This is a genomic window from Pseudomonas sp. TE3644, from assembly GCF_056278815.1.
Genome location: NZ_JBWBQF010000001.1, coordinates 2,106,957 through 2,131,561, shown reverse-complemented (window position 1 = coordinate 2,131,561; position 24,605 = coordinate 2,106,957). Strand labels below are relative to the sequence as shown.

Genomic DNA, 24,605 nt, shown 5'->3' with positions numbered 1-24,605 from the left:
ATTCCAGGGTGTTGAGCAACTTGTGGGAGCGGGTTCTACCCGCGAAAAGAACACCGCGATGTATCTGAGACACCTCGGCGCCTGCATCGCGGTCAAGACCGGCTCCTGCCACGCACGGCGAGGCGTTACTGCCCGCCCACGCGATACACGCTGATCAACACTTCATGCTCACTCACCCCATCAATGGTGCCGGTGAAGATGTAGTCATTCAGCCACGCATGCGCCCCCGGCGAGGTCTTGAAGGACGGCACGGTGCGGCAGTAGAAGTCGCTTTCCTTCATGTCCTTGATCTCCAGCCCCTTGGCCTTCTTGGCCAGCCCCGACTCGTTAAGCCGCCAGATGCCGGCGTTGTTGATCAGGATAATCTGCCCGTCGTCGGTCTTCAGCCGGTAAAGCGCGTTGATCATCGTCACCCCGTCGTCCCGGGTCACCGACATGTCCGCGCCCCCGGGCACCACCGTGCCTTTCATGCCCTTGCCGACAAAGGTGCCGCCCATGATCGGGTAGTTGATGCGCGCGCCATCCGGGCCTTTGCCCATGTCTTCCTGTGGCCCCAGCTTGACGTCGATCTGCATCACCAGTTCATGGGTCAGGCGGTTGGGGATGTGTTCCTTGAGCTCGGCGGCGAACGCCGTGCTGGCCAGGGTAGCGGCGGCCAGGGCCAGGCCGGTCAGTGTCTTGGTCATCGTCTTCATGGTTACTTCCTGTCAGTTCAAAGGGTCGGGACGGCAAGGTTGTTTGAGCAGCGCACCGCAGGCAGGCCGCGCGCTTGGCACGTCCACGCCGGGCAATTCTCCCAGTACCAGCCGCGAGGGGTGGGCCTGGTCATGCAACAGGGTGTTGCGGCTGGGGATGGAGAAATAACTGAAGCCATAGCCACCGGTGCCCGACGGCGTGTCGACCCACAGGCGCAGGCGCGAGCCCTTGCGGAAGGCATGGGAGAACGGCGGGATCTCGACACGGCCCAGGGCCGGTACATTGGGGAGCATCGGTTGAATGCCATCCGGGTCGTCCAGCAACCACGGGCGCAACACGGTAGAGCGCGCCTCGTCCAGCTTGCGCAGCGACATGCGCAGCCAGCCACGCTGCACGAACACTTCCTGGCCATCGGGGCGCACCTCGGTGACCGTCACTTGCACATCAGTATCGGGTGCCAGGAAAGTGCTCAGCCACAGGTCGGCGCTGGCGGTGCCGTAGGTCAGCAGGTCGCGCTGCATCGGTGCGCTGGTGTAGGCCAGGCTGCCCTGCTTCCACACCGGGTGCTGCGGGCCCCAGGCGTTGTCGTTGAGGAAGGTGTCCACCTCGGGGCCCGGGATCGGGTAGTTGTAGCTGTCCGGCGCCCCGCCGCCCTGCCCGTTCTCCACCAGGCTGCCGTGCTCGCCCAGGGTGAAGGTCACCGGTTTGACGCTGACCGGGTAGTGATCACGCTCGATCACCCAGCCCGGCCGCGCGGTTTCGTTAGGCTCGTGCCGCCCGCCCTCGCGCTTGTCGGCCACGGTTTCCTGCCAGATTTCCACCCGCGGGGTTTTCTCGAAGCCGTTTTGCTCACCCTTGACGAACCGGTCAAGGAAGGCGATCAGCGTGTGCCGGAAACGCTCGGACTCGTACAGGTTGTGGCCGCCACTGGACTCCACCATCCACAGCTGTTTGGGGTCCAGGCGCTCCTGGTAATAGCCCTCGCGGGCCAGCACCGCTTCATCCTGCCACGTGTGCATGGACAGCACCGGCACCTTGATGCGGTCGGCGTGTTCGCGGGGGCTGCGCTGCATTGTCCAGTCGTCACGCAGCGGGTGGCGCAACAGGTTGTACATCAGCGAAGTGCTGACCACCTTGGCCTGGTTCTGGGTGACTTGGGCCAGGCAGCGCTCATCGTGCTCGGCCTCGGCGCTGGCCTTCACCGCCTGCCAGCGCATGTCCAGGAACCAGTGCCACGACGTGGTAAAAGCCTGGTCCGGCACGCCACCCGGTGCCCAGCTGTCGCTGCGCGCATCGCCGATGACCATGCCCGGGGCGATGGCCTTCAAGTGCGCCGGCTGGGTGGCGGCAGTCATCAGTTGCGACATGCCGGCCCACGACCAGCCGAACATGCCGATGTCGCCGTTGGACCACGGCTGGCTGGCAGCAAACTCGATGGCGTCATGACCATCGGTACCATACGCCGGGCCGAGGAAGTCAAAAGTACCTTGGGAGCACCCCGTGCCCCGCGCCTGCACGCCCATCACCGCGTAGCCATGCTCCAGCAGTTGTTTGTCGGTGGCCACCGAAAAGGTTTCGTTGTCTTGCAGGTAGGCCGGGCCGCCGATGCTGCCCGAGTCATAGCCGCTGTAGCGCACCACCACCGGGAAGCGCCCCTCGCCCTTGGGCAGCAGTACCGAATAGCGCAGTTGGGTGCCATCGGCGGTGGTCAGGTAGCCGGTGACGCGCTTGCCCCAGAACGATTGCCAAGTGCGCGCGGGGCCTTCTTCGGCGCCCGGCTGCGCGGCCTGGGTCGCCTGGTTTGCGAGCAGCGCCAGGGCCAGCGCACAGGTGATGGCGTTGAATTTTTTTGCGAACTTCATGTACATGCCTCGGCTTAAAAGGATTTGGTCACCGACGCCACCACGGTGGCAGAACAGTCGCCGGCGCTGCCAAATGCCGAATAGCATTCGGCCTTGGACAGGTCGGTGTCGATGTAGGCGGCCTTCCATAGCACGCCCAGGAACGGCTTGCTGATCGACACGCCCCAGTCGCGATAAGTACTGCGGAACGAGCCGTCGCCCGACTGATACGCCTGGTCATCGTGGGTGTCGGTGTAGCCATAGCGCACGTTCAGCAGGGTCTGGTACGGCAGCGGCACGTTGTACTCCAGCCAGGTGATCAGCCGCTCCTTGGGCCGCGGCTTGATGACCACGCCATAGGGCGCCAAGGCATCGGCCAGGGCAGCGCGGGCCGGCGGGTTCTGCAGGCTGTCGGAGTACTTGACGCCCAGGGTGGCGCCGTAGAAGCCGAAGGTGCCGATCCACTCGCGGAAATTCACCCAGCTGTCCTTGGGGTAGTCATAGGCCACGTAGGCCAGGGAGAAGCGCGTGTTCTGGCTCAGGGGCCGGGCGATGCCAGCGTAGTAGTCGAATTCGCGGCGCGTGGCGGTGCCGAAGTCGACGTTGGTGGTGAACACCCCGGCGAACACACCGCTGGGCTTGTGCACCAGGGTGGCTGCGGTCAACAGCGCGGGGTTGCCCTGGGTCAGCGAGAAGCCGCCCACCCGGTAATCACTGGCGGCGGTGGCGTCGATGTTGAGCATCAGCTCGGGGGTCAGGTCAAACGCCTGACCGGGCAACGAGACACTCGCACAGGCGAGCCCCGCGGCCACGAAGACCAACTTGTTCATGTACTTCTGCTCCGTTGTTTTGGTTGAAATGGCAGAAAAGTTCAAGCAACAGCTGTGTTGCTATGGGTAACGCAAGGCGCAGCGTTCCCCCGACCGTGCGCACCGGCGCCAGCCTTGTTGTGGGGGGAATAAGGTGAAGCGGGTCAGACGTCCGAGCGGATGCGGCTCCACAGGCGCGTGATCAGGCGCTGTACTTTCAGGCTGGGCGGCTCGATCTGGAACAGCAGCCTGCGGTCCTTGTCCGGCACAAACAGGTTCTCCTCGGCGCGCAATGCCGGGTCGATCAAGGGCGTGCTGGCCGGGTTGGGGTTGGGGTAACCGATCTGGTTGCTGACCCGGGCGATCACCTCCGGCTGCAGCAAGAAGTCCATGAAGGCATGGGCCTGCACAAGGTTTTTCGCGCCCTTGGGAATGACCATGTCGTCGGACCACATCAGCGTGCCCTGCCGTGGCAGTGCCAGGCCGATGTCATTGCCGTTGTGCGCAGCCGTGGCCATGTTGCGCGCCGCCAGCATGCCGCCCGACCAGCCCAGGGCCACGCAGATATCACCGTTGGCCAGGTCTTGCGGGTACTTGGCCGAGTTGAAATAGCGCACGTACGGGCGGATCGATTGCAGCAGCGCCGTGGCCTTGTCGTAGTCGGCCGGGTTGGTGCTGCTGGGGTTCAGGCCCAGGTAATTGAGGGCGATGGGGAACACCTCGGTGGCGCTGTCCAGAATCGCCACGCCGCATTGGCTGAGCTTGGCGATGTTCTCGGGTTTGAACAGCAGGTCGTAGTCGCGCATGTCCACGCCCTTGCCCAGCACTGCCTCGACCTTGGCCTTGTTGTAGCCGATCAGCGTGCTGCCCCACAGGTACGGCACGGCGAAGCGGTTGCCGGGGTCCAGGCCTTCGCGTTGGTGCATCAGCTTTTCATCCAGATGCGACCAGCCGGGCAACTGCTGACGGTCCAGCGGCAACACCGCGCCGGAATTGATCAGCGTCGGCAACTGGCTGCTGCTGGGAAACGCCACGTCATAGCCGGAGTTACCGGTCAGCAGCCGCGCCTCCAGGGTTTGCGGACTGTCGAAGATGTCGTAGATCACTTCGATGCCGGTGCGTTTCTTGAAGTCTTCCAGCACGTCCTTGGGCAGGTACTCGATCCAGTTATAGATGTGCAACTGCCCGCCAATGGGCTCGGCCTGCACGGTCAGCCCCGCGCTGATCAGTAATAGCCCGGTGAGCCCTGCAGATAACAAGCGTTTCATCGATACACTCCACTCAAGGGCAGGATTACAGCGCAGTCGCCAAGGCCCGGATCAGGCGCAGGGTGTCCACGTCCAGCACGCTCTCGGCCACCGGCAGCGAGGACTGTTTGACGATGACCACGTCACGGGAAAAATCCACGTAAAGGTACTGGCCATGGATGCCCACCGCCAGCATCGCCTCGCCGGGGTACACGTACCACTGACTGCGGTAGGTGGCGCCCGGGCTCCATTGCGCAAAGCCTGCGTTGGCGGCGTAGATCGCCCGGTCGCCGCCATCCAGCACGTTACTGATCACGCTGCGCGGGATCAGCACCTGCCCGTTCGCCACACCGCCGGCCAGCAGCATCACCCCGTAGCGGGCCATGTCGCGCAAGGTGGCGTTGAAGCCTGCGCCTGCCACATTGCGGCCCCAGGGGTCGGCGATGAAGAAGCCGTCGCGCTCGCAGCCCAGCCCTTGCCACAGCGCGCTCAACTGCTGGGCGCAACTGACGCCGCTGGCGCGCTCCATCACCCAGGCCAAGGCTTCGGTGGTGGCGGTGACGTAGTGGAAGAAGCCGCCGTGCTCGCCTTTCTTGCGGGTGGCCGGCAGGTACTCGTACAGCGACTGGTAGGCCGCCTGCACATCGGCCGGCGGCAGCGTCAGGCCACAGGCGTAGCCGAACTGCGAGCTGCCGGAACGCGGGTCGTCGTAGACCTCTTCGTAATCAATGGCCACGGCCATGTCCAGCAGTTGACGCACCGAGGCATCGCCGAAGGCGCTGCCGGCCAGTTCCGGCACGTAGTCCTGCGCCAACTTCTGCTCATCGAGCACGCCCTGCCCCACCAGGGTCTGGGCCAGCAGGCCGATCAGGGATTTGGTCACCGAGAACATGATGTGGCGTTTGAGCGGCTGGTGGCCGTTGAAGTAGTGCTCCTGCACCACCGCGCCGTCCTTCATCACCAGCCAGCCGTCGGTGCAGCTGGCGTGCAGATGCTCGTGCAACCCCACCGTGGCGCCGCTGGCGCTTTCAAACTGGAAGTCTTCCAATGCTGGCACGCCCTGCTTCAACGGCGACGGCAGCGCCTGGCCTCGGGTGACGCTGATGCTGGGGCGGATGCGGCCCAGGTTGAGGAACGCCCAGCGGTTGTACGGCGGCTGCATGAAGTTGTGCCAGGTGACCCGCGCGCCCGGTTCGGGGGGAAAGCCCTGCATCAGCGATGGCGTGGACTGGCCCGTCTCAGCGGCGTAGGCACCGCGCAGGGCGTGGTTGAAATCGGTGGTCATGAACGCTTCCCTCGGTCGTGGTGGGAATAGTTTTATTGCGATAAAAGCTTTTAGTCAAATAAAATGTTTGCCCCTACTAATGCTTCGATTAGAATCAACGACTTAACCTTGGGAGCCGGAAAACGGACATGAGCGGATTGCGAGAAAGGCAGAAGCAGCAACGGCGCGAGGCCATCCTGGTGGCGGCGCTGGGCCTGTTCGAAGACCAGGGTTTCGCCGCCACCACCGTGGAGCAGATCGCCGAGCGCACGGGGGTGTCGATACCCACGGTGTTCAACTACTTCGGCAGCAAGCAGGACATTTTGCTGGCCGTGGTGGAACAGGCGGACTTGCGCGCGGTGACCGATGCGCAGCTGTCGATGCCGGCGTTCGATAACGCTGTGGACGCCATGTGCCACCTGGAAGCGCTGATCGTGAGGCATGAGCTGGAAGTGCTGCCGCCCACCATCTGGCGTGAGCTGCTGCCACTGGGGTTGCTGGAGTCGACGCCGCAGACAGTGCTGCCGTTGAATGCGCGACTGGTGGAAGAGATTGGCCGGCTGCTGCGTGAACTGCAGGGGCGCGGGTTACTGAGCCAGGCCATTGATGTGGAGTTTGTGGCGTATTTCCTGAATGACTACAGCTCGATGCAGTTCATGCGGCTGGTGCAGCAGGACGTGCCGGATTTCGAGGCGCATGGCGCGCGGGTGCGCAAGATGACGCAGATGTTGTTCGATGGGTTGGCGCCATAACGGCGACACCTCTAGCAGCAACGGTCTTCATGTGGGAGCGGGCTCTGCCCGCGAAGGGTGCCTGTGGTGTTCAGGATACTTCGCGGTGTTCTTTTCGCGGGTAGAACCCGCTCCCACAGGTTGCGGGGCGGTGCCAGGATAAATAGCGGTGCCTGCGTCGCGACCAAGGTCGGCTCCTACACCGTCCGTGGTAGGAGCCGGCTTTGGCCGCGATGCAGGCGACGCGGTTTCGAGACAATTGCTGCTACGGGCAAATGTAATCCACCTGATGCCGCGCAATCCGACAATCCCCCAACTCGCGCTTCACCCGCAGATGCTCCGGATGCGTGGCGTACCCCGCCAGCGCTTCCTGCGAATCGAATTCGCTGTACAGCACCACGTCACAGGCGTAATCAATGCGGCTGAAATCCACCCCCACCTCGATCTTCAGCAGTCCGGGGATCAACCCCGCCAGCCCCTCGAACCGCTCCTTGAGGAACAGACACGCCTGGCGGTTACGCTCCGGCGTATCGCCGGCCAGGTTCCACATCACAATGTGCTTGATCATCGTTGCCCCCTGCCGTCGTCTTCCCTGCGCGACATATCAACCTCTGGTCTTCTGGTAAACATCCACGAACACGGCCGCCAACAGCACCGCCCCCTTGATCATCTGCTGGTAGTCGATGCCGATGCCCATGATCGACATGCCGTTGTTGAGCACGCCCATGATGAACGCGCCAATCACCACGCCCACCACCTTGCCCACGCCACCGGACGCCGAAGCGCCGCCGATGAATACCGCAGCGATCACGTCCAGCTCAAAGCCGGTACCGCCGCGCGGGGTGGCGCTGTTGAGGCGGGCGACGAAGATCAGCCCGGCCACCGCCGCCAGCACGCCCATGTTGACGAAGGCCAGGAAGGTGACGCGACCGGTGTTGATCCCCGACAGCTTGGCCGCCTTGAGGTTGCCGCCCACCGCGTACACCCAACGGCCAATCACCGTGCGGTTCATGATGAAGGTGTACAGCCCGATCAGCACACTCATGATCACCAGCACTGTGGGGATGCCACGGTAGGTCGACAGCAGGTAGCAGAAGTACAGAATCAGCCCCGCCACCACGCCGTTCTTCAGGGCGAACACCAGCATCGGCGCTACGTTGCCGCCGCTTTTCAAGGTGCGCAGGCGGCTGCGGTATTCCACCACCCAGAACGCCACGGCCACCGCCACGCCCAGCAGCAGCGAGGTGATGCGCAGGTGCTGGTTGGCGAACACGTCAGGAATGAACCCCGAACTGATCGCCGAGAACGCCGGCGGAAATGGCCCGATCGACTGCCCCTGGGAAATGGCGATGGTGGCGCCGCGAAACACCAGCATCCCGGCCAGGGTGACGATGAACGACGGCATGCCCCACACCGCCACCCAGTAGCCCTGGGCCGCGCCGATCAGCGCGCCGGCCAGCAGGCAGATCAGCGTGACAGTGAAGAAATCCAGGCGGTACTGCACCATCAGCACCGCAGCGATGGAGCCGATGACACCCACCACCGAACCGACCGACAGGTCGATATGGCCGCAGACGATGACCATCAGCATGCCCAGGGCCATGACCACGATGTAGCTGTTCTGCAGCAACAGGTTGGTCAGGTTCAGGGGCTGCATCAACGCCCCGCCCGTGGCCACCTGGAAGAACACCATGATCACGATCAGCGACACCAGCAGGCCGTACTCGCGGGCGCCGCGCTTGAAGGTGGTGAAGGCATTGGGTTTGGACGGCAGAGGCAGGCTGACTTCGCTCATTGGATCACCTCGTTTTTCATGATTGCGTGCATGATTTTTTCCTGGGACGCCTCGGCGATCGCAAACTCGCCCACGAAGCGGCCTTCGTTCATCACATAAATGCGGTCGCAGGTGCCCAGCAGCTCGGGCATTTCCGAAGAAATCATCACCACCGCGCGCCCTTCGCTGACCACTTGGTTGACCACCCCGTAAATCTCGTACTTGGCGCCCACGTCGATGCCCCGGGTGGGCTCGTCGAGGATCAGCACCTTGGGGTCGGAAAACAGCCATTTGCCCAGCACCACTTTCTGCTGGTTGCCGCCCGAGAGTTTCTCCACTGACTGGGTCACGTCGGGGCTGCGGATGCGCAGCCGTGAACGGAAGCCGTCGGCCACGGCGGTCTCGCCCAGCTCGTTCATCACCCAGCGTTTCGACACCGCCGCCAGGTTGGCCATGGAGGTGTTGTGGGTAATGCTGTCACCCAGCACCAGGCCCGCGCCCTTGCGGTCTTCGGTGGCGTAGGCCAGGCCCTGGTCGATGGCCTTGCGCACCGTGCCCAGGTCCACCACGCGGCCTTCCAGCCGTGCCGTGCCGCGCACGTTGACGCCGTAGGAACGGCCGAACACGCTCATGGCGAACTCGGTGCGGCCGGCGCCCATCAGCCCGGCGATGCCGACCACTTCGCCACGACGCACGTGGAAATTGATGTTGCGCACCCGGTCGCGCTCCGGCCGTTCGGGGTCGCCCACCGACCAGTCGCGCACCTCGAACAGCGTCTCGCCGATGTTCGGCACCCGCGATGGGTAGCGGTCGGACAGCTCGCGGCCGACCATGGAACGCACCACCCTACCCTCGTCGATGCCATCGGCGCGGCAGTCGATGACGTCCACCGTGCTGCCGTCGCGGATCACGGTGATTTCATCGGCTACCCGGCCAATCTCATTGAGCTTGTGGGAGATGATTATCGAGGTGATGCCGCGGCCCTTGAGCTCCAGCATCAGCTTGAGCAAGGTGTCGCTGTCTTTCTCGTTGAGGCTGGCGGTGGGCTCGTCGAGGATCAGCAGGCGCACGTCCTTGGCCAGGGCCTTGGCGATTTCCACCATCTGCTGCTGGCCGATGCCCAGGTTGCCCACCAGGGTTTGCGGCCGTGCGTCCAGGCCTACCCGCGCCAGCAGGTCGCGGGCCTTGAGGTGCGCTGCGTCCCAGTCGATCACCCCGTGCCGGGCGATCTCGTTGCCCAGGAACAGGTTTTCGGTGATCGACAGCATCGGCACCAGGGCCAGTTCCTGGTGGATGATGCAAATACCCAGCGCCTCGCTGTCGCGCAGGCGCTGGAAGGTGCGCGGTGCGCCGTCGAACATGATTTCACCGGCGAAGCTGCCGTGCGGGTAGACGCCGCTGAGGATCTTCATCAGCGTCGACTTGCCAGCGCCGTTCTCGCCGCAGATGGCGTGGATCTCACCTGCGCCCACCTTGAGGTTGACCCCGCTCAGCGCCTTCACCGCGCCGAAGCTTTTGCGGATATCGCGCATGGCCAGAATCATTGCAGCTGCGCCTGGGTGTAGAACCGGGTGTCGTCCACCAGCACTTTCTGCCAGTTGCCGCCGTTCACCAGTTGCGGGGTGAGCAATTGCGTCGGCACCACCATCGAGCCGTTGTCGTAGGAGGTGGTGTCATTGACGCTGACCGCCTTGCCACTGAGCTCGGCGTCCATCATCTGCGCGGCGGCACCGGCCAAAGCCCGGGTGTCCTTGAAGATGGTGGAGGCCTGGTCACCGCGGATGATCGACTTGACGCTAGAGACTTCGGCGTCCTGGCCGGTGACGATGGGCATCGGCGAGCTGCCGCTGCCGTAGCCCACGCCCTTGAGCGAGGACACCACGCCGTTGGCGATCTGGTCGTTCATGGCCAGCACCGCGTCCAGGTGTGCCTTGCTGTAGAAAGCGCTGAGCAGGTTGTCCATGCGCGCCTGCGCCAGGGCCCCGTCCCAGTTCGGCGTGGCCACCTTGTCGATGTCCTGCTGGCCGCTGCGGATCACCAGCTTGCCGCTGTCGATGAAGGGTTTGAGCTGCGACATCACCCCGGCGTACACCACATGGGCGTTGTTGTCGTCGGTGGAGCCGGCGAAGATCTCCAGGTTGAATGGGCCCTTGCCGTCCTTCAGGTGCAGCGCATCGACGATGGACTGGCCCTGCAGCACGCCGGTGCGGTAGTTGTCGAAGGTGACGTAGTAATCGAAGTCCTTTGAATTGCGGATCAGGCGGTCATAGCTGATGACTTTGATGCCCTTCTCCTTCGCCTGCTTGAGCACATCGGCCATGGTGGTGCCGTCAATCGGCGCCACGATCAGGCCCTTGATGCCCTTGACCATCATGTTCTCGATTTGCGAGAGCTGGGTGGGTGCCTCGTACTGGGCGTACTGCAGGTCGGTGTCGTAGCCCATCTTCTTCAGCGAGTCGACAATGTTGGCACCGTCGGACACCCAGCGCGCCTCGGTTTTCGACGGCATGGCGATGCCGATGGTGCCCTTGGTGTTGCTTTCCTGCTTGTTGCAGGCGGCCAGCGCCACCCCCAGTATCACGACAGCAGCGGCCTTGATGAATGTGTGCATGGCGTCCTCGACTTTGTTGTTGTGGTTTTCTCGGGCATGCAGAGCCCCAGTCGGCTCGAAATCAATCGAGCCGAACGGGCACTTCGCTTACCGGGACTGCGGGTGGGGTTACAGCGCCAGGGCGACTTCCTGGCCGTTGGCATCGGCGGACTCGAACAGCGCTTCGAGGATCACGTTGATGTCATGGGCCTGGGTGGCCGGCACGTTGGAAGGCGCGCCGGTGTACACCGAGTGCATGAAGGCGGCGGCTTCGCGGTCGAAGTACACCGGGTTGCCGATCTCGGCGATTTCCGGCGAATAGACGGTCTTGCGCACCGCCCAGATCTCCGGAAAGCTGTTTTCGTTCCAGTGCGTCCAGCCTTGCTGATGGCCGTTCTTGCCATCGTGGTACAGCTTGTACGACGCCGGCATGGGCGTGGAATGCATCACGCCGTGGGTGCCGTAGGCGGTGATGTCCCAGCTTTCGGTCCAGGGCATCGGGTCCCAGGACATGAAGTCAATGGTCACCAGCTTGTCGTCGTAGTTGAGCACTGCGCCCACCGCGTCCTCGCGGGCCGAATCGCTCATCTGCCCGGCGAACTTAGTGATGCGCGCGTTCACCGATTTCGGCTTGCCGAAGTGCAGCAGGATGCGGTCGATGGTGTGGCAGCCAATCACGTAGAACGCGCCGCCACGGTCGCCCGGCTGCTTCATGTGGTTGGTGTCGGCCTCATCGTGGGAGCAACCGGCGTGCGCGCGCACTTGCAGCACCTTGCCGATCTCGCCGCTTTGCAGCACTTGCTGCATCTTTTCCACCGACGGCGCATAGCGCCAGCAGTAGCCCACCTGGAACAGGCCGCCGGTGCGCTGCACCGCCTCGACGATGCGCTGGGTGTCCTGGGTGCCACGGCCGGCGGGTTTCTCGCACAGCACCGCCTTGCCCGCTTCCAGGGCTTCGATGGCCCAGTCGGCCATCAGGTAGCTTTTGGGGTGCACCAGCACGATGTGCACATTCGGGTCGGCGAGGATCTCTTCCTTGCTGCGCGGCTGCACGTCCAGGGCGTCGCAGAACGGCTGCAACAGCGGCGTGTCGTCATAGGCGCCGTGGAATTGCACGTTGGCCAGGCGCTTGAACGCCTTGACCCGGCCCGAGGTATGCGGGTGGGTGATGCCCAGGCAGGCGACGCCGATGGGGGTGCCGCGCTCGCGTTGATAGGTCATGGTAATTCTCCTGTTAGGCGCGACTCAGAGCTTGACGGTGCGGCCGCTGGCCACCGATTCCACGCAGGCGTCGGCCAGCTTCAGGGCTTTGAGGCCGTCCTGCACGGTGGTGGGCAGCGGTTTTTTGTGCACCAGGGCGTCGATGTAGGCTTCCAGCTCCGACTTGTAGGCCTGCTGGTAGCGTTCCAGGAAGAAGTTGAGCAGCGGCTCGCGGGCGTCGGTGACCTCCTGGCTCCAGCGGCGGATGGTGGTGGGGCGCAGGTTGTCCATCTGCAGCATGCCCTTGGCGCCGAACACTTCGATGCGCTGGTCGTAGCCGTACACCGCGTTGCGGCAGTTGTTGATGTGGCACTGCTTGCCCGAGGCGGTCTGCATCTGCACCATGGCGGTGTCGTAGTCGTCGTATTTTTCCATCATGGCCGGGTCGATCAGGCGGCTGCCGATGGCGTTGATTTCCACGGGTTCCTCGCCCAGCAGCCAGCGGCCGATGTCCAGGTCGTGGATGGTCATGTCGCGGAAGATGCCGCCCGAATGCTGGATGTAGTCTTCCGGCGCCAGGCCCGGGTCGCGGCTGGTGATGATCACTTGGCGCACTTCGCCGATATCGCCGGCGTCGATGGCCGCGCGCATTTCGGCGAAGGTGCTTTCAAAGCGGCGGTTGAACGCCAGCATCACCCGGCCGTTGAGGCGCTCCACTTCTTCCACCGCGGCCAGGCTCTTGGCCATGTCCAGGTCGATGGGTTTTTCGCACAGCACCGCCTTGCCCTGGCGCACGGCGCGCAGCATCAGGTTGATGTGGGTGTGGGTGGGCGTGCCGATGACGATGGCGTCGACGTCGGCGCGGTCAATGGCCGCTTCGCAATCGGTCATGGCTTCGGCGCCCAGTTCGTCGGCCAGGCGCGAGGCGGCTTCGGCGAAGGGGTCGGCGACCACCACCAGTTTGGCCAGTTTGCTGGCGGCCACGTTGGCGGCGTGGATTTTGCCGATGCGACCTGCGCCCAGTACTGCGATACCTACCATGTTGTCTCTCCTGAAAACGCTGTTGTCTGTTGTTGTCGCGAATCGTAAGGGTGTCAAAACCTGATGTTTTCAAACTGCGCCATGGTGGTGTCGAAGGCCCGCTTGGCCGCGACCTCCAGCGGCAGCTTGCGCAGCTCGGCGCTGATCAGCTCCACGCCCCATGGGCCGCGATAGCCGACGTTGACCACTTGCTGAATGAACTCCGGCACGTCCAACTGCCCTTCCCCGCACAGCTTGCGGTGGTGGGTGGAGTCATTGAAAAACGACTCGACCACGGCATGGTTGGCGTCGTCCAGCTCGATGGACTTGATCAGCTCCAGCGGGATCTTGCTGATTTCGTCGAAGCTCATTCCGCCACGGGCCACGTGCCAGGTGTCGATCAACAGGCCGCCGTTGGGGCGCACGCCCTCGGTGACGGCAATGGCACGGTCGATGGTGTTGACGCTGGAGAACGGCAGAAACTCGATCACCACATTGGTGCCATACGGCGCTGCGGCGTCGCACAGGATGGCGAAGGCATCACGCATGCGCGCCACGTCGGGCGGGCCTTCCTCGAACAGCCCGCCGGCCACTTTCAGGCTGCGCGCGCCCAGCTCGCCGGCGATTTCCAGCAGTTCGTCGCGGATCACGTGGGAGGCGGACAGCACGTCACCTTCCAGGTGCCAGTCGGTCAGGAACTCGACTTCCACGTGCTTGATGCCGTTGTCCTTGAGGATGTTGCGCACGGTGGAAATGCCCAGCTTGGCGACGTTGTGCTTAAGGTCCGCGTGCACCAGGCCCATGCCGCGCCAGCCGGCCTTGGCCGCTGCTTCGGCGCGCGATTGCAGGGAAAACGGGCTGATCTCGCTGGGCGCGCCGGGGTAGGTGTCACCGGCCAGGGTCCAGTAGGCTGCAAGCAGTTCAACATTTTTGTCGGGCATGTCGATCACTTTTGATTGTCGTTGAAGATCGGGTCGGTAGTTCAGGCAGGCGTCAGGACGAAGTCCCAGTTCACCGCCAGGTAAGGCACTTGCAGGTCGTAGCGCTGGGCCGTGGCCGCGTCGCTCTGCGTGGTGAATTCGGCGATCAGTTCTTTCTTCACGCCAAACACCGTGTCCTCGTGCAGGTACGGGCAGTCCGGGGTGAAGATGTGGGTGATGACCTGGTCATAACCGGGCGCTGTGACGATGAAGTGCAGGTGTGCGGCGCGGTTGGGGTGACGCCCCAGCTGGCCCAGCAGCTTGCCCACCGGGCCGTCGGCCGGAATCGGGTAATGCCGTGGTTTCACCGTGCGGAAGGCGTAGTAGCCGTCGGCGTCGGTGGTGAACAGGCCGCGCAGGTTGTACTCGGGCTGCAGGCCTTTCTGCTGCACGTCGTAGAAGCCGTCGTCGTTGGTCTGCCAGATGTCCAGGGTGGCGCCGACAATCGGGTTGCCGTCGGTGTCCAGCACCCGGCCGCTGACCAGGGTCGGCTCACCTTTGCCGTCCAGGCAGATGTTGGCGCCGTTCTCGTAGCGCGGCGCGTCAGCCACGTAGAACGGGCCCAGGATGGTGTTGGGCGTGGCGCCGCTGGGGCGACGGTGATTGATGGCATCGACCAGCATGGTCACGCCCAGCACGTCCGACAGCAGAATGTATTCCTGGCGCCAGTCGGTGCACATGTGACCGGTCTGGGTCAGGAATTCGATGGCCTTGAACCACTCCTCATGGGTGGGTTCGATCTCCTTGATGGCCGCGTGCAGGTGGCGGGTCAGTACCGCCATCACCTCGCGCAGGCGCGGGTCGGCTTCGGCGGTGATGCGCGCGTTGACGATCTCGGCCGAACGCTCTTCTTCGAAGAGCCCGCCTACGGGCGTGTCGGTGTTCAGGTGAGCAGTCATGGCTTGATGTCCTTGATCATTTTTGTGGAAGGCCGGTGTGCGGTATCAGCAGGCGTTGGCATTGGCATCGGCACGGCGCCAGGTGCGACCGCCCAGGCGCTGCTGCATGAATTGCTCGATCTGCTCCAGGGTCATGCCCTTGGTTTCGGGCAACCACAGGGTGCAGAACACGATGGAGCCGATATTGATCACGGCAAACAGGAAGAAGGTCATGCCACCCATCACGCTGAGCATCAGCGGGAAGGCGAAGGCGACGATGGCATTGAAGATCCAGAAGATGCCCACGCTGATGCCGTTCATCAAACCGCGCACATGGGTGGGGAACAGCTCGGACATCAGCAGCCAGTACACCGGGCCGATGCACATCTGCATGAAGAACAGGAACATCAGCACCCCACCCAGGGCCAGGTAGCTTTGCAGCAGCGAGTGGGGCATGAAGTTCATCACCACGCCCAGGAAGATCTGCGCCAGCACCACCACGGTCAAGCCCATCAACAGGATCGTGCGCCGGCCCAGGCGGTTGATCAACCACATGCCGATCAGCGTGGCCACCACCGCCACCAGGCCATTGCCGATGGTAGCGATCAGGGCCGCATGGGTGCCCATGCCGGTTTCCTTGAGGATCATCGGCGTGTAGTACATGAAGGCGTTGACGCCGGTGAACTGAATGATGAATCCCAGGGCAATGCCGATGCCCAGCAGTTTGAGCAGCCAGGGCTCGGCGAGCTTGGACAGGCTGCTACCGTGGCGGCGCTCGACGTCGCACTGGGCGATGATTTCCTTGAGTTCGCGGTCCACTTCGCGCTGGGTGTCGCGGATGCCCACCAGGGTGGCCTTGGCCTCGTCGATGCGCCCCTTGCTGACCAGCCAGCGTGGCGAGGACGGTACAAAGTGCATGCCCACGTACAGCAGCGCCGCCGGGATCAGCGCGATGGCCAGCATGTAGCGCCACACCGACGGGCTTTCAAACAGATGCACCAGGCCGGCGCTGGCGATGTAGGCCAGGCATTGGCCGGAGACGATCATCAGCTCGCTCTGGCACACCAGACGGCCGCGGTGCTTGGGCGCCGCCAGTTCGGCGATCAGCACCGGCACTGCCGACGAGGCGCCGCCCACGGCAATGCCCAGCACGAAGCGGGTGGCGACCATGGACCACAGGGTGGGCGACAGCGCAGTGCCCAGGGCGCCCAGGGCGAACAGCACGGCCAGGGCCTTGAGCACGCCGAGGCGGCCATAACGGTCGGACAGTTGGCCGGCGAACAGCGCGCCGAATGCGCCGCCGAAAATCAGCGCCGAGGCCACCAGGCCTTCGGACACCGGCGTCAGGCCCAGGCCACCTTGGCTGGGGTCCAGCGCCATGAAAGGCAATGCCCCGGAGATGACCCCGGTGTCGTAACCGAAGCCCAACGAGCCCATGGTGGTGATGGCGGCGATGCGCCAGAGGATTTTCGCGGACGCGCCAACAGCGGCGGCTGGGTTACTGGACATGAGGTCAACCTTTATTGAAGTTATGTGTACGCTCAGTGGGGTCGAGACTACCGGGGTTGAAGTGGAAGAAAAATGCCGCAACGGCAAATGTGTTTTCCGCTGGGTGGAAGACTGGGCAGCCAGATCGCCATCTCAAGACGGTTACTGCGACAAGACGGCGTCGCCTGCATCGCGGCCAAGGCCGGCTCCTACCACGGACCGCGTAGGAGCCGACCTCGGTCGCGATGCAGGCGACGCGGTTTCAAGCCTGCGTCAACGAGTCCAATACCGCTCGTATTCGTGCTTATTGAAATCAGCCAGCAGGAATTCGATGAACACCCGCAACTTGGCCGGCATGTAACGGCGGCTCTGGAAGGCCATGTTGATGGTCAACCGCGGCAAGTCCCAATCGTCCAGCACCGGTATCAGCCGCCCGGCCACCAGGTCCGCGTTGATGATGTATTTGGGCTGCACCAGGATGCCGCCGCCGGCCAATGCAGCAGCCCGCACGATCTGCCCGTCGTTGGTTTCCAGGATGGGCTCGGCCTTGAATGCCATTTCTTCCTTGCCACGGGTGAAGCGCATGGTGCGCGGCTGGTTGGCGTGGCTGTAGATCAGCAGGTCGTGGTTGGCCAGGTCATCGATGGTTTTCGGTGTGCCCTTGCGTTGCAGGTAGCCGGGGGATGCGGCCAGCACGCGACGGGTCTCAGCCAGGCGGCGGATGGTGATGTTGGAGTCCGGCTCGTATTCCTTGGTGCGGATGGCCAGGTCGATTTCGCTGTCGATGATGTCGAAGTAGCGGTTCTCGCCCAGCAGCTTGACGGTGATGTGCGGGTACAGCTTGCGAAACGCCGGGATCAGCGGCGCGATGTGCAGCATGCAGAACGAGATCGACGAGGTGATGGTCAGGGTACCCATGGGCTGCACCAGCGATTCGCTCAGCGACGCCTCGGCTTCCTTCAACTCGCCCAGCAGGCTTTTGCAGCTGGCGTAGAACTGGTGGCCGGAGTTGGTCAGGGCCAGACGGCGGGTGTTGCGGTCGATCAGGCGCACGTTCAGGCGCTGTTCCAGGGCCACCAGATGGCGGCTGGCAGCGGCGTTGGACAGGCCCAGTATTTCCGCCGCCTTGCTCAGGGTGCCCACTTCGGCAGTCAGTACAAACAACTCAAGTTCCGTGAGGCGGTCCACTGTGTGCTTCCTTTTTATTTTTTCACAGGTGAAATAAAGAATTCCGCAAGCGGCCTTTTCTTACATCCTGCGGAACTATAACGTGCGGCGCAACAGGCTGAGAAGTGTGTCGCCCCGCAACGATGAACACGGCGCCACCGCCAGGACGTTCAGGAGTGAGCATGCGCGATTTGGACGAAATGACCATCACCCAGGCGGTGCTGGCGTACAACCGGGGTACCGGCGACGCACGTTTGTGCGAGGTGATGACCAGCCTGGTGCAGCACCTGCATGCCTTTGCCCGCGACATCAAACTGACCGAGGGCGAATGGCGCCGGGGCATCGCTTTTCTGGGCGAGGTGGGCCAGCAGGCACCGGCCCGTGAAGAGTTCGCGCTACTGTCCAATGTGCTGGGCCTGTCGACCCTGGTGCTGGCGCAGAACGAGCACAAGCCGGCGGCCTGCACCCACGCCACCGCCTTCCACACAGCGCCTGGCACCCAGGCCGTGCTGCACGACCTGGGCGCCGACATCAACCCGCACCTGGGCGGGCCCAAGGGTTATGTAAAAGGTGTAATACGTAACGACAAGGGCGCTGCCGTGCCCTACGCCGAACTGCACCTGAACGTGGCCGGCACTGAGGCGCTGTTGCAGGCCGATGACCAGGGGCGCTACCACTTCAGCACCTCCCTGCCCGGCAGCCAGCAGGTACGTCACGACGGCCCGGTGAACGCCCTGCTGACCACCCTTAACCGCCACGCCTGGCGCCCGGCGCACCTGGTGTTTTCCGTGACTGCCGCGGGGTACCAGCCGCTGACCACCCACGTGTACCGCGAAGGTGATCCGTACCTGGACAGCGATGCACTGTTTGCCGTGCGCCCGTCACTGATCACGCCCTGGCAATGTGAGCCGGCGGGCCCCACGCCCGATGGTGGGCACAGCGACGAGGTGTTCTACACCCTGACGTTTGATTTCGTGCTGGCCAAGCAGGCCTGACTGGCTCATCGAGGACTGTATGCAAGACGATCACACTGCTATTGCCGCGCTGGAAGAACAGCGCTACCAGGCCATGCGCCAGGGCGATCTGGACAGCTTTGCCCACCTCGCCCACCCCGATCTGGTGTACGTGCATTCCAATGGGGTCAGGGACGACCTGGCCAGCTATCTGGAAAAGTGCCGCCAAGGGCTTTACCTCTATCACCGCATCGAGCATCAGGTGCACGAGGTGCGCCGCCTGGGCGACAGCGCCCTGGCCTTCGGTGAGATGAAGGCCGACATCACCTCTCACGGTGTCGCCAAGACCCTGCACAACCGCACGCTCAGCGTGTGGCTCAAGACCGGAGCACGCTGGCAGCTGGTGGCGTATCAGCCTACCCCCGTTGTCCAGCGCCCCGCCACTTCCCAAGGAGACCTGCCCCATGTCCACGCCCCCATTCGTCTATAACGGTCAGCCGTCGCGCGTCATTTTCGGCAAGGGTTCGCTGCAACAACTGGAGGCGGAGATCGATCGCCTGGGCGCCAAGCGCGCGCTGGTGCTGTGCACCCCGGAACAGCGCGCCCAGGCCGAACACATCGCGCAACTGCTGGGCAGTCGCGCCGCCGACATCTTCGACAAGGCGGTGATGCACGTGCCCATCGAGACCGCGCGTGAGGCGCGCGACGTGGCGCGCACGCTGGGTGCCGACTGTGCGGTGGCCATCGGTGGCGGATCGACCACCGGGCTGGGCAAGGCCATTGCGATGGATTCGGGGTTGCCGATCCTGGCCATCCCCACCACCTATGCCGGATCTGAAATGACCCCGGTGTACGGCTTGACCGAGAATGGCCTGAAGCGCACCGGCAAAGACCCGCGGGTGCTGCCCAAGACCGTGATCTACGACCCGGAACTGACCGTCAGCCTGCCGGTGGAGATGTCCATCACCAGCGGCATGAACGCCATCGCCCACGCCGCCGAGGGCCTGTATGCCCAGGACGGCAACCCGGTGATGTCGCTGATGGCCGAGGAAGGCATCCGCGCCCTGGCCCAGGGCATGAAAAGCATCCACCGCGACCCTGCCAACCTCGACGCGCGCGGCGACTGCCTGTATGGCGCCTGGCTGTGCGGCACGGTGCTGGGCAACGTCGGCATGGCCTTGCACCACAAGCTGTGCCACACCCTGGGCGGCAGTTTCAACCTGCCCCATGCGCAAACCCACACCATCGTGCTGCCCCATGCCATCGCCTACAACCAGTCGGCAGCGCCGGCACTGTCGCGCATCTGCCGGGCGTTGCAGGTGGAGCATGACAGCCCGGCGGCGGCGTTGTTTGACCTGGCCAAGGGGCTGGGCGCGCCTACGCGGTTGAAGGACCTGGGGCTGACCGAAGCGGACCTGGACCGGGCCACGGACATTGCCTTGTCCAACCCGTACTGGAACCCACGGCCTATCGAAGCCACTGCCATCCGGCAGTTGCTGCAGGACGCGTACGACGGCGTGCGCCCGCGCTGAACCGCCTCGTAGCCGCTGCCGCAGGCTGCGCTGGCCCTGTGCCTCGCTGAAAATCTGCAGCGCACGCACCGGCCAGCGCAGCCTTCGGCAGCGGCTACATCGGCAAATTGAATGGCGTCACGATCTGCACCTGCGATGCCCCGATCGGCGCCGTCTTCCACACGCGGTGGTGCTGCAGGATATGCAGGAACACATGGCGCGCATCGATCTGCAGGTTGTGGTCGATGATCGCCGCCACCTTGCGCTCTTCCAGCAACTGCCGGTTTTCCTCGTCCAGGTCGTGGCCGATGAACACGTCCAGCTCACGCCCCTGCGCTGCGAAGGCATCGACAATCGCCCGGTTGCCGCCGCCCACGCTGTACACCGCGCGCAACTGAGGGTGTTGCCGCAACGCCTGCACCACCCGCTCGAATGTGCTGGCATACACCCCATAGCCACCGCTGATGTCCAGCACCTGCAAGTGTTCGGCATGCCCGCGCAGCCAGGTACGGAAACCCATTTCCCGCTCTTCCTCGCCACGGAACAGCTCGCTGCCGATCACCACCGCTACCTGCTGCGGCACCGGGGGGAGCCAGCGTGACAGCAGGTAGGCGGCGGTCTGCCCGGCCGTGCGGTTGTCCATGCCCACATAACCGATGCGTTCGCTCAACGGCAGGTCGGTGACCAGCGTCACCACCGGTATACCGGCCGCCGCCAACTGCTTCACCGCCAGGTTCACCGCCGGCTCATCCGCCGCCTTGAGCACCACGCCATGGCTGCCCGTGCCCAGGCAGCGCAGCAGTTGGTCATGCATGGCCTGAGGTTCGATTTCCTCGAACAGGTGAAAGCGCGGCGCAATGCGGAACGGCGCCAGGCTGCCCAACTGCGACGTGATGGCCGCACGCACCGACGCGCTGAAACGTTGCGGGGTGTGCATCACCACGTCGACGTAGAAGGTGCGCCCCACCGCCAGGCCGTTTTTCTCCTGGGCTTCGAGCTCATCCAACGCCTGTTCGATGCGCCGTTGCGTCTGGTAATGCACGCTGCCGCGCTGGTGCAGCACGCGGTCCACTGTGGCCTTGCTGACCCCCGCCTGCGTCGCCAGTTGCTTGATGGAAAAGTGTTTGGCGCGTTCGAGCATGGGTTATCGGCCTGAGGTTTTTTTGAGGTGTTTTTGAGCTTTTTCCCGATGTCCCCAATGCTAGTCTCAGTTTCGCCAGCCGTCGAACTGGCGCACGGACAACAATAAAAACCAGGAGAAGCGCATGCCCACCACAGACCTCGCACACTCATTCACCGGCCAGTATTTCGTCGTCACCGGCAGCACCCAGGGCCTGGGCGCGGCGGTGGCCCATACCCTGGCGCGGCGTGGCGCCGCCGGGCTGATCATCTGCGGGCGCCGGCAAAGCCAGGGGCAGGAACAGGTGCGCCAACTGGCACAATTGGACTGCCAGGCCGTGTTCGTCGAAGCCGATCTTGAAAAGGTCGAGGACTGCCGGAACATCATCGACGCCGCCCGTACCCACTTCGGCACCCTGCACGGCCTGGTGAACTGCGCCGGCATGTCCGACCGCGGCACCATCCTTGATACCTCCCCCGAGCTGTTCGATCGCCTCTTCGCCGTCAACGTGCGTGCGCCGTTCTTCCTGATCCAGGAAGCCGTGAAGCTGATGATCAGCCGCGGCGTGGAAGGCAGCATCGTCAACATCCAGAGCATCGTCAGCCACGGCGGCCCCTCGTACCTGACGCCTTACTCCACCTCCAAGGGCGCCCTGGCGGTGCTGACCAAGAACGTTGCCTACAGCACCCTGCGCAACCGCATCCGCATCAATGGCTTGAACATCGGCTGGATGGACACCCCTCACGAAGACGAAATCCAGCGCCGCTACCACGGCGCCCAGGATGGCTGGCTGCAGGCCGCCGAACAGGCCCAGCCGTTCGGGCGCCTGCTCAAGCCCGAGGAAGTGGCGCAGAGCGTGGCCTTCCTGCTGTCCAAGGAGTCGGGCATGATGACCGGCACCGTCATCGACCTGGAACAAGGCGTGATCGGCTGCGGCGACGACGCCGTGCCACGCCCGCAGCAGCCGCTGAGCTGGACGGAGGGCGCCTGATGAACAGCAGCGCTTTTGTCACTGAAGCCGACGTGCGCCTGACCGATTTCAGCCAGCTGTGCGAACAGCACACCGACGCCGCCCGCTACCCGCACTGCACCGAGGTGCAGGCCAACGTGCCAATCTACGACGCCCAACGCCTGCGCGACGGCGACCGCCTGGCCGTGCTCAATGAGCTGCACCAGGTCTTCCGCGACGGCCCCGGCGTGCTGGTGATTCGCCAGGGTTTCCCGGACCCGGCGGTGATCGACCGCCACAGCGCCGTGTTCCAGGCCATCTTCGCCGAAGAAGCCGCTGCTGGCGTGGCCGCCGACCATTTCGCCAAGGCCGGCAGCAACGGCCGCATCTGGAACTCGCTGCAAAAAGCCGCCTTGCAGTCACCCGCCTCCTTCGTCGAGTACTACGCCAACCCGCTGATCGGCCTGGTGGCCGAAGCCTGGCTGGGCCCGGATTACCAGGTGTCGGCGCAGGTCAACGTGGTGCGCCCAGGCGGCCAGGCGCAGCAACCTCATCGCGACTATCACTTGGGCTTCCAGACCGTTGATGTGGTGCAGCGCTACCCCCTGCACCTGCAAGTGCTGTCCCAACACCTGACCCTGCAGGGCGCCGTGGCCCACACCGACATGCCGCTGGAAAGCGGCCCCACGCAGATGCTGCCGTTTTCCCAGCAATACCCCCTGGGTTACCTGGCCTGGCGCCGTCCCGAGTTCATCGAATACTTCCAGGCTAACGCCGTGCAACTGCCCCTGGCCAAGGGTGACCTGCTGTTCTTCAACCCGGCGCTGTTCCACGCCGCCGGCACCAACCGCACCCAGGATTTCCACCGCATGGCCAACCTGCTGCAAATCTCCGCAGCCTTCGGCAAGACCATGGAAACCCTCGACCGCGAGCGCATGATGCTGGCCGTGTACCCGCAATTGCTGGCGCAGACAGCCGACCATCTGCTGGACGCCGAAGGCGTGGCGGCGGTGATCGCCTGCACCGCCGACGGCTACTCCTTCCCCACCAACCTGGACACCGACCCGCCCCTGCACGGCCTGGCGCCGCAGACCGGGCAGCAACTGATGCACCAGGCCCTGCAGGAGCGCTGGGCCTACCCCACCTTCGCCGAGCGGGTGGCGCAGATGCGCGCCAAGCGTCAGGCCTGAAGCAAACACCCCTTAAAACAACAACAAGAGCGGTCCATCACCATGAAAAAACAACTTCTCGGTTTGCTGTTCAGCGCCATGCTTTCGCCCCTGGCTTTGGCTGACACCCACATCGGCGTCAGCATCGCCCAGGTCGACGATGTGTTCCTGGCGCAAATGCGTGATTACATGGCCGCCCACGCCAAGCAGTTGCAGGGCGTGACCTTGCAGTTCGAAGACGCCCAGGGCGACGTCGTGCGCCAGCTTAACCAGGTGCAGAACTTCACGGCCCAGGGCATGGACGCAATCATCGTCAACCCGGTGGACACGGCTGCCACCGCCAAGATCACCGCCGACGCGCAAAAGGCCAAGATCCCGCTGGTGTACGTCAACCGCCGCCCCGATGGCGACCAGCTGCCAGCTGGGGTGGGCTACGTGGGCTCGGATGAAGTGAAGGCCGGCGAGATGCAGATGCGCTACCTGGCCGACAAGATGGGCGGCAAGGGCAACCTGGCGATCATGCTGGGGCTGCTGTCCAACAACGCCACCCACAACCGCACCCTCGGCGTGAAAACGGTGCTCAAGGACTACCCCAATATCCATGTGGTGGAAGAGCAGACTGCCGACTGGCAACGCAGCAAGGCCATGGACCTGATGAACAACTGGATCGTCTCGGGCAAGCAAATCGACGCCGTGGCGGCCAACGCCGACGAGATGGCAATCGGCGCCGCCATGGCCATCAAGCAGGCCGGCATGCAGCCGGGCAAGGACATTCTGGTGGGTGGCAGCGACGGTGGCCCGGCAGGCCTTGAAGCGGTGAAACGCGATGAGCTGGCCGTTACCGTGTACCAGGACAACAAAGGCCAGGCCAATGGCTCCATCGACCTGGCCTTGCAGATGGTGCGCAAGGAACCCTACAAGCCAGAGTTGACCATTCCGTACCAGCTGATTACCAAGGCCAACTACAAGGACTTCGTAAGCCCGTAAGCGCACATGCCAGGCTGACACCATCACTCCAACAGGCCATGGCACGTTGCAAACCTGTAGGAGCCGACCTTGGTCGCGATGCGCCGCGCGGGCGGCGCTCGGTCTCAAGAGCGCCAAAAAACCAAGCCAGGCACCTATAAGCCCCACCGCAATCCGTAGCCGCTGCCGCAGGCTGCGCTGGCCCTCAATCACACTGCAGATGCGCTGCGTACACAAGGGCCAGCGCAGCCT

23 protein-coding genes are annotated in these 24,605 nt (G+C 64.0%); 7 read left to right on the top strand and 16 right to left on the bottom strand.

Features of this window, described 5'->3' with window-relative positions; all coding sequences use genetic code 11:
- Nucleotides 1–125 precede the first annotated feature (125 nt).
- The 5 genes from ACZ9GA_RS09515 to ACZ9GA_RS09495 all read right to left on the bottom strand — a co-directional run bounded on the left by ACZ9GA_RS09515 (nt 126) and on the right by ACZ9GA_RS09495 (nt 5,878).
- Nucleotides 126–695 (bottom strand): DUF3237 domain-containing protein, encoded by a 570-nt coding sequence (locus ACZ9GA_RS09515; protein ID WP_051373728.1) that lies wholly within the window; start codon nt 693–695, stop codon nt 126–128.
- A gap of 12 nt (nt 696–707) precedes the next feature.
- Nucleotides 708–2,558, bottom strand: coding sequence for a CocE/NonD family hydrolase (locus ACZ9GA_RS09510; RefSeq protein ID WP_457362916.1), 1,851 nt, complete (start codon nt 2,556–2,558; stop codon nt 708–710).
- Nucleotides 2,559–2,572: 14 nt separating this feature from the next.
- Nucleotides 2,573–3,367 (bottom strand): TorF family putative porin, encoded by a 795-nt coding sequence (locus ACZ9GA_RS09505; RefSeq protein ID WP_457362917.1) that lies wholly within the window; start codon nt 3,365–3,367, stop codon nt 2,573–2,575.
- A gap of 143 nt (nt 3,368–3,510) precedes the next feature.
- Complete coding sequence (locus ACZ9GA_RS09500) at nt 3,511–4,614, bottom strand: polyamine ABC transporter substrate-binding protein (protein ID WP_457362918.1); 1,104 nt, start codon at nt 4,612–4,614, stop codon at nt 3,511–3,513.
- A gap of 25 nt (nt 4,615–4,639) precedes the next feature.
- Entirely contained in the window at nt 4,640–5,878 is a 1,239-nt protein-coding gene (locus ACZ9GA_RS09495) for a serine hydrolase domain-containing protein (RefSeq protein ID WP_457362919.1), read from the bottom strand.
- 128 nt (nt 5,879–6,006) lie between these two features.
- On the opposite strand from ACZ9GA_RS09495, the gene ACZ9GA_RS09490 reads away from it, so the two are divergent.
- Entirely contained in the window at nt 6,007–6,609 is a 603-nt protein-coding gene (locus ACZ9GA_RS09490; RefSeq protein ID WP_457362920.1) for a TetR/AcrR family transcriptional regulator, read from the top strand.
- 244 nt (nt 6,610–6,853) lie between these two features.
- Here the strand turns inward: ACZ9GA_RS09490 and ACZ9GA_RS09485 are convergent, their stop codons facing one another.
- The 10 genes from ACZ9GA_RS09485 to ACZ9GA_RS09440 form a co-directional block, all read right to left on the bottom strand.
- A complete protein-coding gene (locus tag ACZ9GA_RS09485; protein ID WP_457362921.1) occupies nt 6,854–7,156 on the bottom strand; it encodes a Dabb family protein in 303 nt (100 codons plus the stop codon).
- Nucleotides 7,157–7,192: 36 nt separating this feature from the next.
- On the bottom strand, nt 7,193–8,383 hold the full coding sequence (gene mmsB, locus ACZ9GA_RS09480; protein ID WP_455925675.1) for a multiple monosaccharide ABC transporter permease: 1,191 nt from the start codon (nt 8,381–8,383) through the stop codon (nt 7,193–7,195).
- Nucleotides 8,380–9,906, bottom strand: a complete 1,527-nt coding sequence (mmsA, locus tag ACZ9GA_RS09475) for a multiple monosaccharide ABC transporter ATP-binding protein (protein WP_457362922.1) — start codon at nt 9,904–9,906, stop codon at nt 8,380–8,382. The genes mmsB and mmsA overlap by 4 nt, the downstream gene beginning before the upstream one ends.
- Nucleotides 9,903–10,973, bottom strand: a complete 1,071-nt coding sequence (gene chvE, locus ACZ9GA_RS09470; RefSeq protein WP_457362923.1) for a multiple monosaccharide ABC transporter substrate-binding protein — start codon at nt 10,971–10,973, stop codon at nt 9,903–9,905. Before chvE ends, mmsA begins: the two co-directional genes overlap by 4 nt.
- Nucleotides 10,974–11,081: 108 nt before the next feature.
- The gene (locus tag ACZ9GA_RS09465; protein ID WP_455925672.1) at nt 11,082–12,173 is read right to left on the bottom strand and encodes a Gfo/Idh/MocA family protein; all 1,092 of its coding nucleotides are present in this window, start codon (nt 12,171–12,173) and stop codon (nt 11,082–11,084) included.
- Between the two features lie 24 nt (nt 12,174–12,197).
- Entirely contained in the window at nt 12,198–13,193 is a 996-nt protein-coding gene (gene iolG / locus ACZ9GA_RS09460) for an inositol 2-dehydrogenase (RefSeq protein WP_457362924.1), read from the bottom strand.
- Between the two features lie 53 nt (nt 13,194–13,246).
- Complete coding sequence (locus ACZ9GA_RS09455) at nt 13,247–14,113, bottom strand: sugar phosphate isomerase/epimerase family protein (RefSeq protein WP_457362925.1); 867 nt, start codon at nt 14,111–14,113, stop codon at nt 13,247–13,249.
- 41 nt (nt 14,114–14,154) lie between these two features.
- Entirely contained in the window at nt 14,155–15,051 is an 897-nt protein-coding gene (locus tag ACZ9GA_RS09450; RefSeq protein WP_457362926.1) for an intradiol ring-cleavage dioxygenase, read from the bottom strand.
- A 45-nt stretch (nt 15,052–15,096) separates the two neighbouring features.
- On the bottom strand, nt 15,097–16,539 hold the full coding sequence (locus ACZ9GA_RS09445; protein ID WP_457362927.1) for a sugar porter family MFS transporter: 1,443 nt from the start codon (nt 16,537–16,539) through the stop codon (nt 15,097–15,099).
- Between the two features lie 252 nt (nt 16,540–16,791).
- Complete coding sequence (locus ACZ9GA_RS09440; RefSeq protein ID WP_457362928.1) at nt 16,792–17,706, bottom strand: LysR family transcriptional regulator; 915 nt, start codon at nt 17,704–17,706, stop codon at nt 16,792–16,794.
- Nucleotides 17,707–17,867: 161 nt separating this feature from the next.
- On the opposite strand from ACZ9GA_RS09440, the gene ACZ9GA_RS09435 reads away from it, so the two are divergent.
- From ACZ9GA_RS09435 to ACZ9GA_RS09425, 3 genes are read left to right on the top strand one after another with little or no spacing between them, the layout of a single operon-like run.
- Nucleotides 17,868–18,680, top strand: coding sequence for a dioxygenase (locus tag ACZ9GA_RS09435; protein ID WP_457362929.1), 813 nt, complete (start codon nt 17,868–17,870; stop codon nt 18,678–18,680).
- A gap of 19 nt (nt 18,681–18,699) precedes the next feature.
- Nucleotides 18,700–19,128 carry a nuclear transport factor 2 family protein gene (locus ACZ9GA_RS09430; protein WP_457362930.1) on the top strand — a complete coding sequence of 143 codons (429 nt, stop codon included), beginning with the start codon at nt 18,700–18,702 and terminating at the stop codon, nt 19,126–19,128.
- On the top strand, nt 19,103–20,170 hold the full coding sequence (locus ACZ9GA_RS09425; protein WP_457362931.1) for a maleylacetate reductase: 1,068 nt from the start codon (nt 19,103–19,105) through the stop codon (nt 20,168–20,170). Before ACZ9GA_RS09430 ends, ACZ9GA_RS09425 begins: the two co-directional genes overlap by 26 nt.
- A 94-nt stretch (nt 20,171–20,264) precedes the next feature.
- Here ACZ9GA_RS09425 and ACZ9GA_RS09420 read toward each other — a convergent pair whose 3' ends face one another.
- Entirely contained in the window at nt 20,265–21,290 is a 1,026-nt protein-coding gene (locus ACZ9GA_RS09420) for a LacI family DNA-binding transcriptional regulator (protein ID WP_457362932.1), read from the bottom strand.
- Nucleotides 21,291–21,414: 124 nt separating this feature from the next.
- Between ACZ9GA_RS09420 and ACZ9GA_RS09415 the strand changes: the two genes are divergently transcribed.
- From ACZ9GA_RS09415 to ACZ9GA_RS09405, 3 genes are read left to right on the top strand one after another with little or no spacing between them, the layout of a single operon-like run.
- Nucleotides 21,415–22,260, top strand: coding sequence for an SDR family oxidoreductase (locus ACZ9GA_RS09415; RefSeq protein WP_457362933.1), 846 nt, complete (start codon nt 21,415–21,417; stop codon nt 22,258–22,260).
- Nucleotides 22,260–23,408, top strand: coding sequence for a phytanoyl-CoA dioxygenase family protein (locus ACZ9GA_RS09410; RefSeq protein ID WP_457362934.1), 1,149 nt, complete (start codon nt 22,260–22,262; stop codon nt 23,406–23,408). Before ACZ9GA_RS09415 ends, ACZ9GA_RS09410 begins: the two co-directional genes overlap by 1 nt.
- A gap of 42 nt (nt 23,409–23,450) precedes the next feature.
- Nucleotides 23,451–24,374: a sugar ABC transporter substrate-binding protein gene (locus tag ACZ9GA_RS09405; RefSeq protein WP_457362935.1), complete on the top strand. Its 924-nt coding sequence runs from the start codon at nt 23,451–23,453 to the stop codon at nt 24,372–24,374.
- Nucleotides 24,375–24,605: the final 231 nt, after the last annotated feature.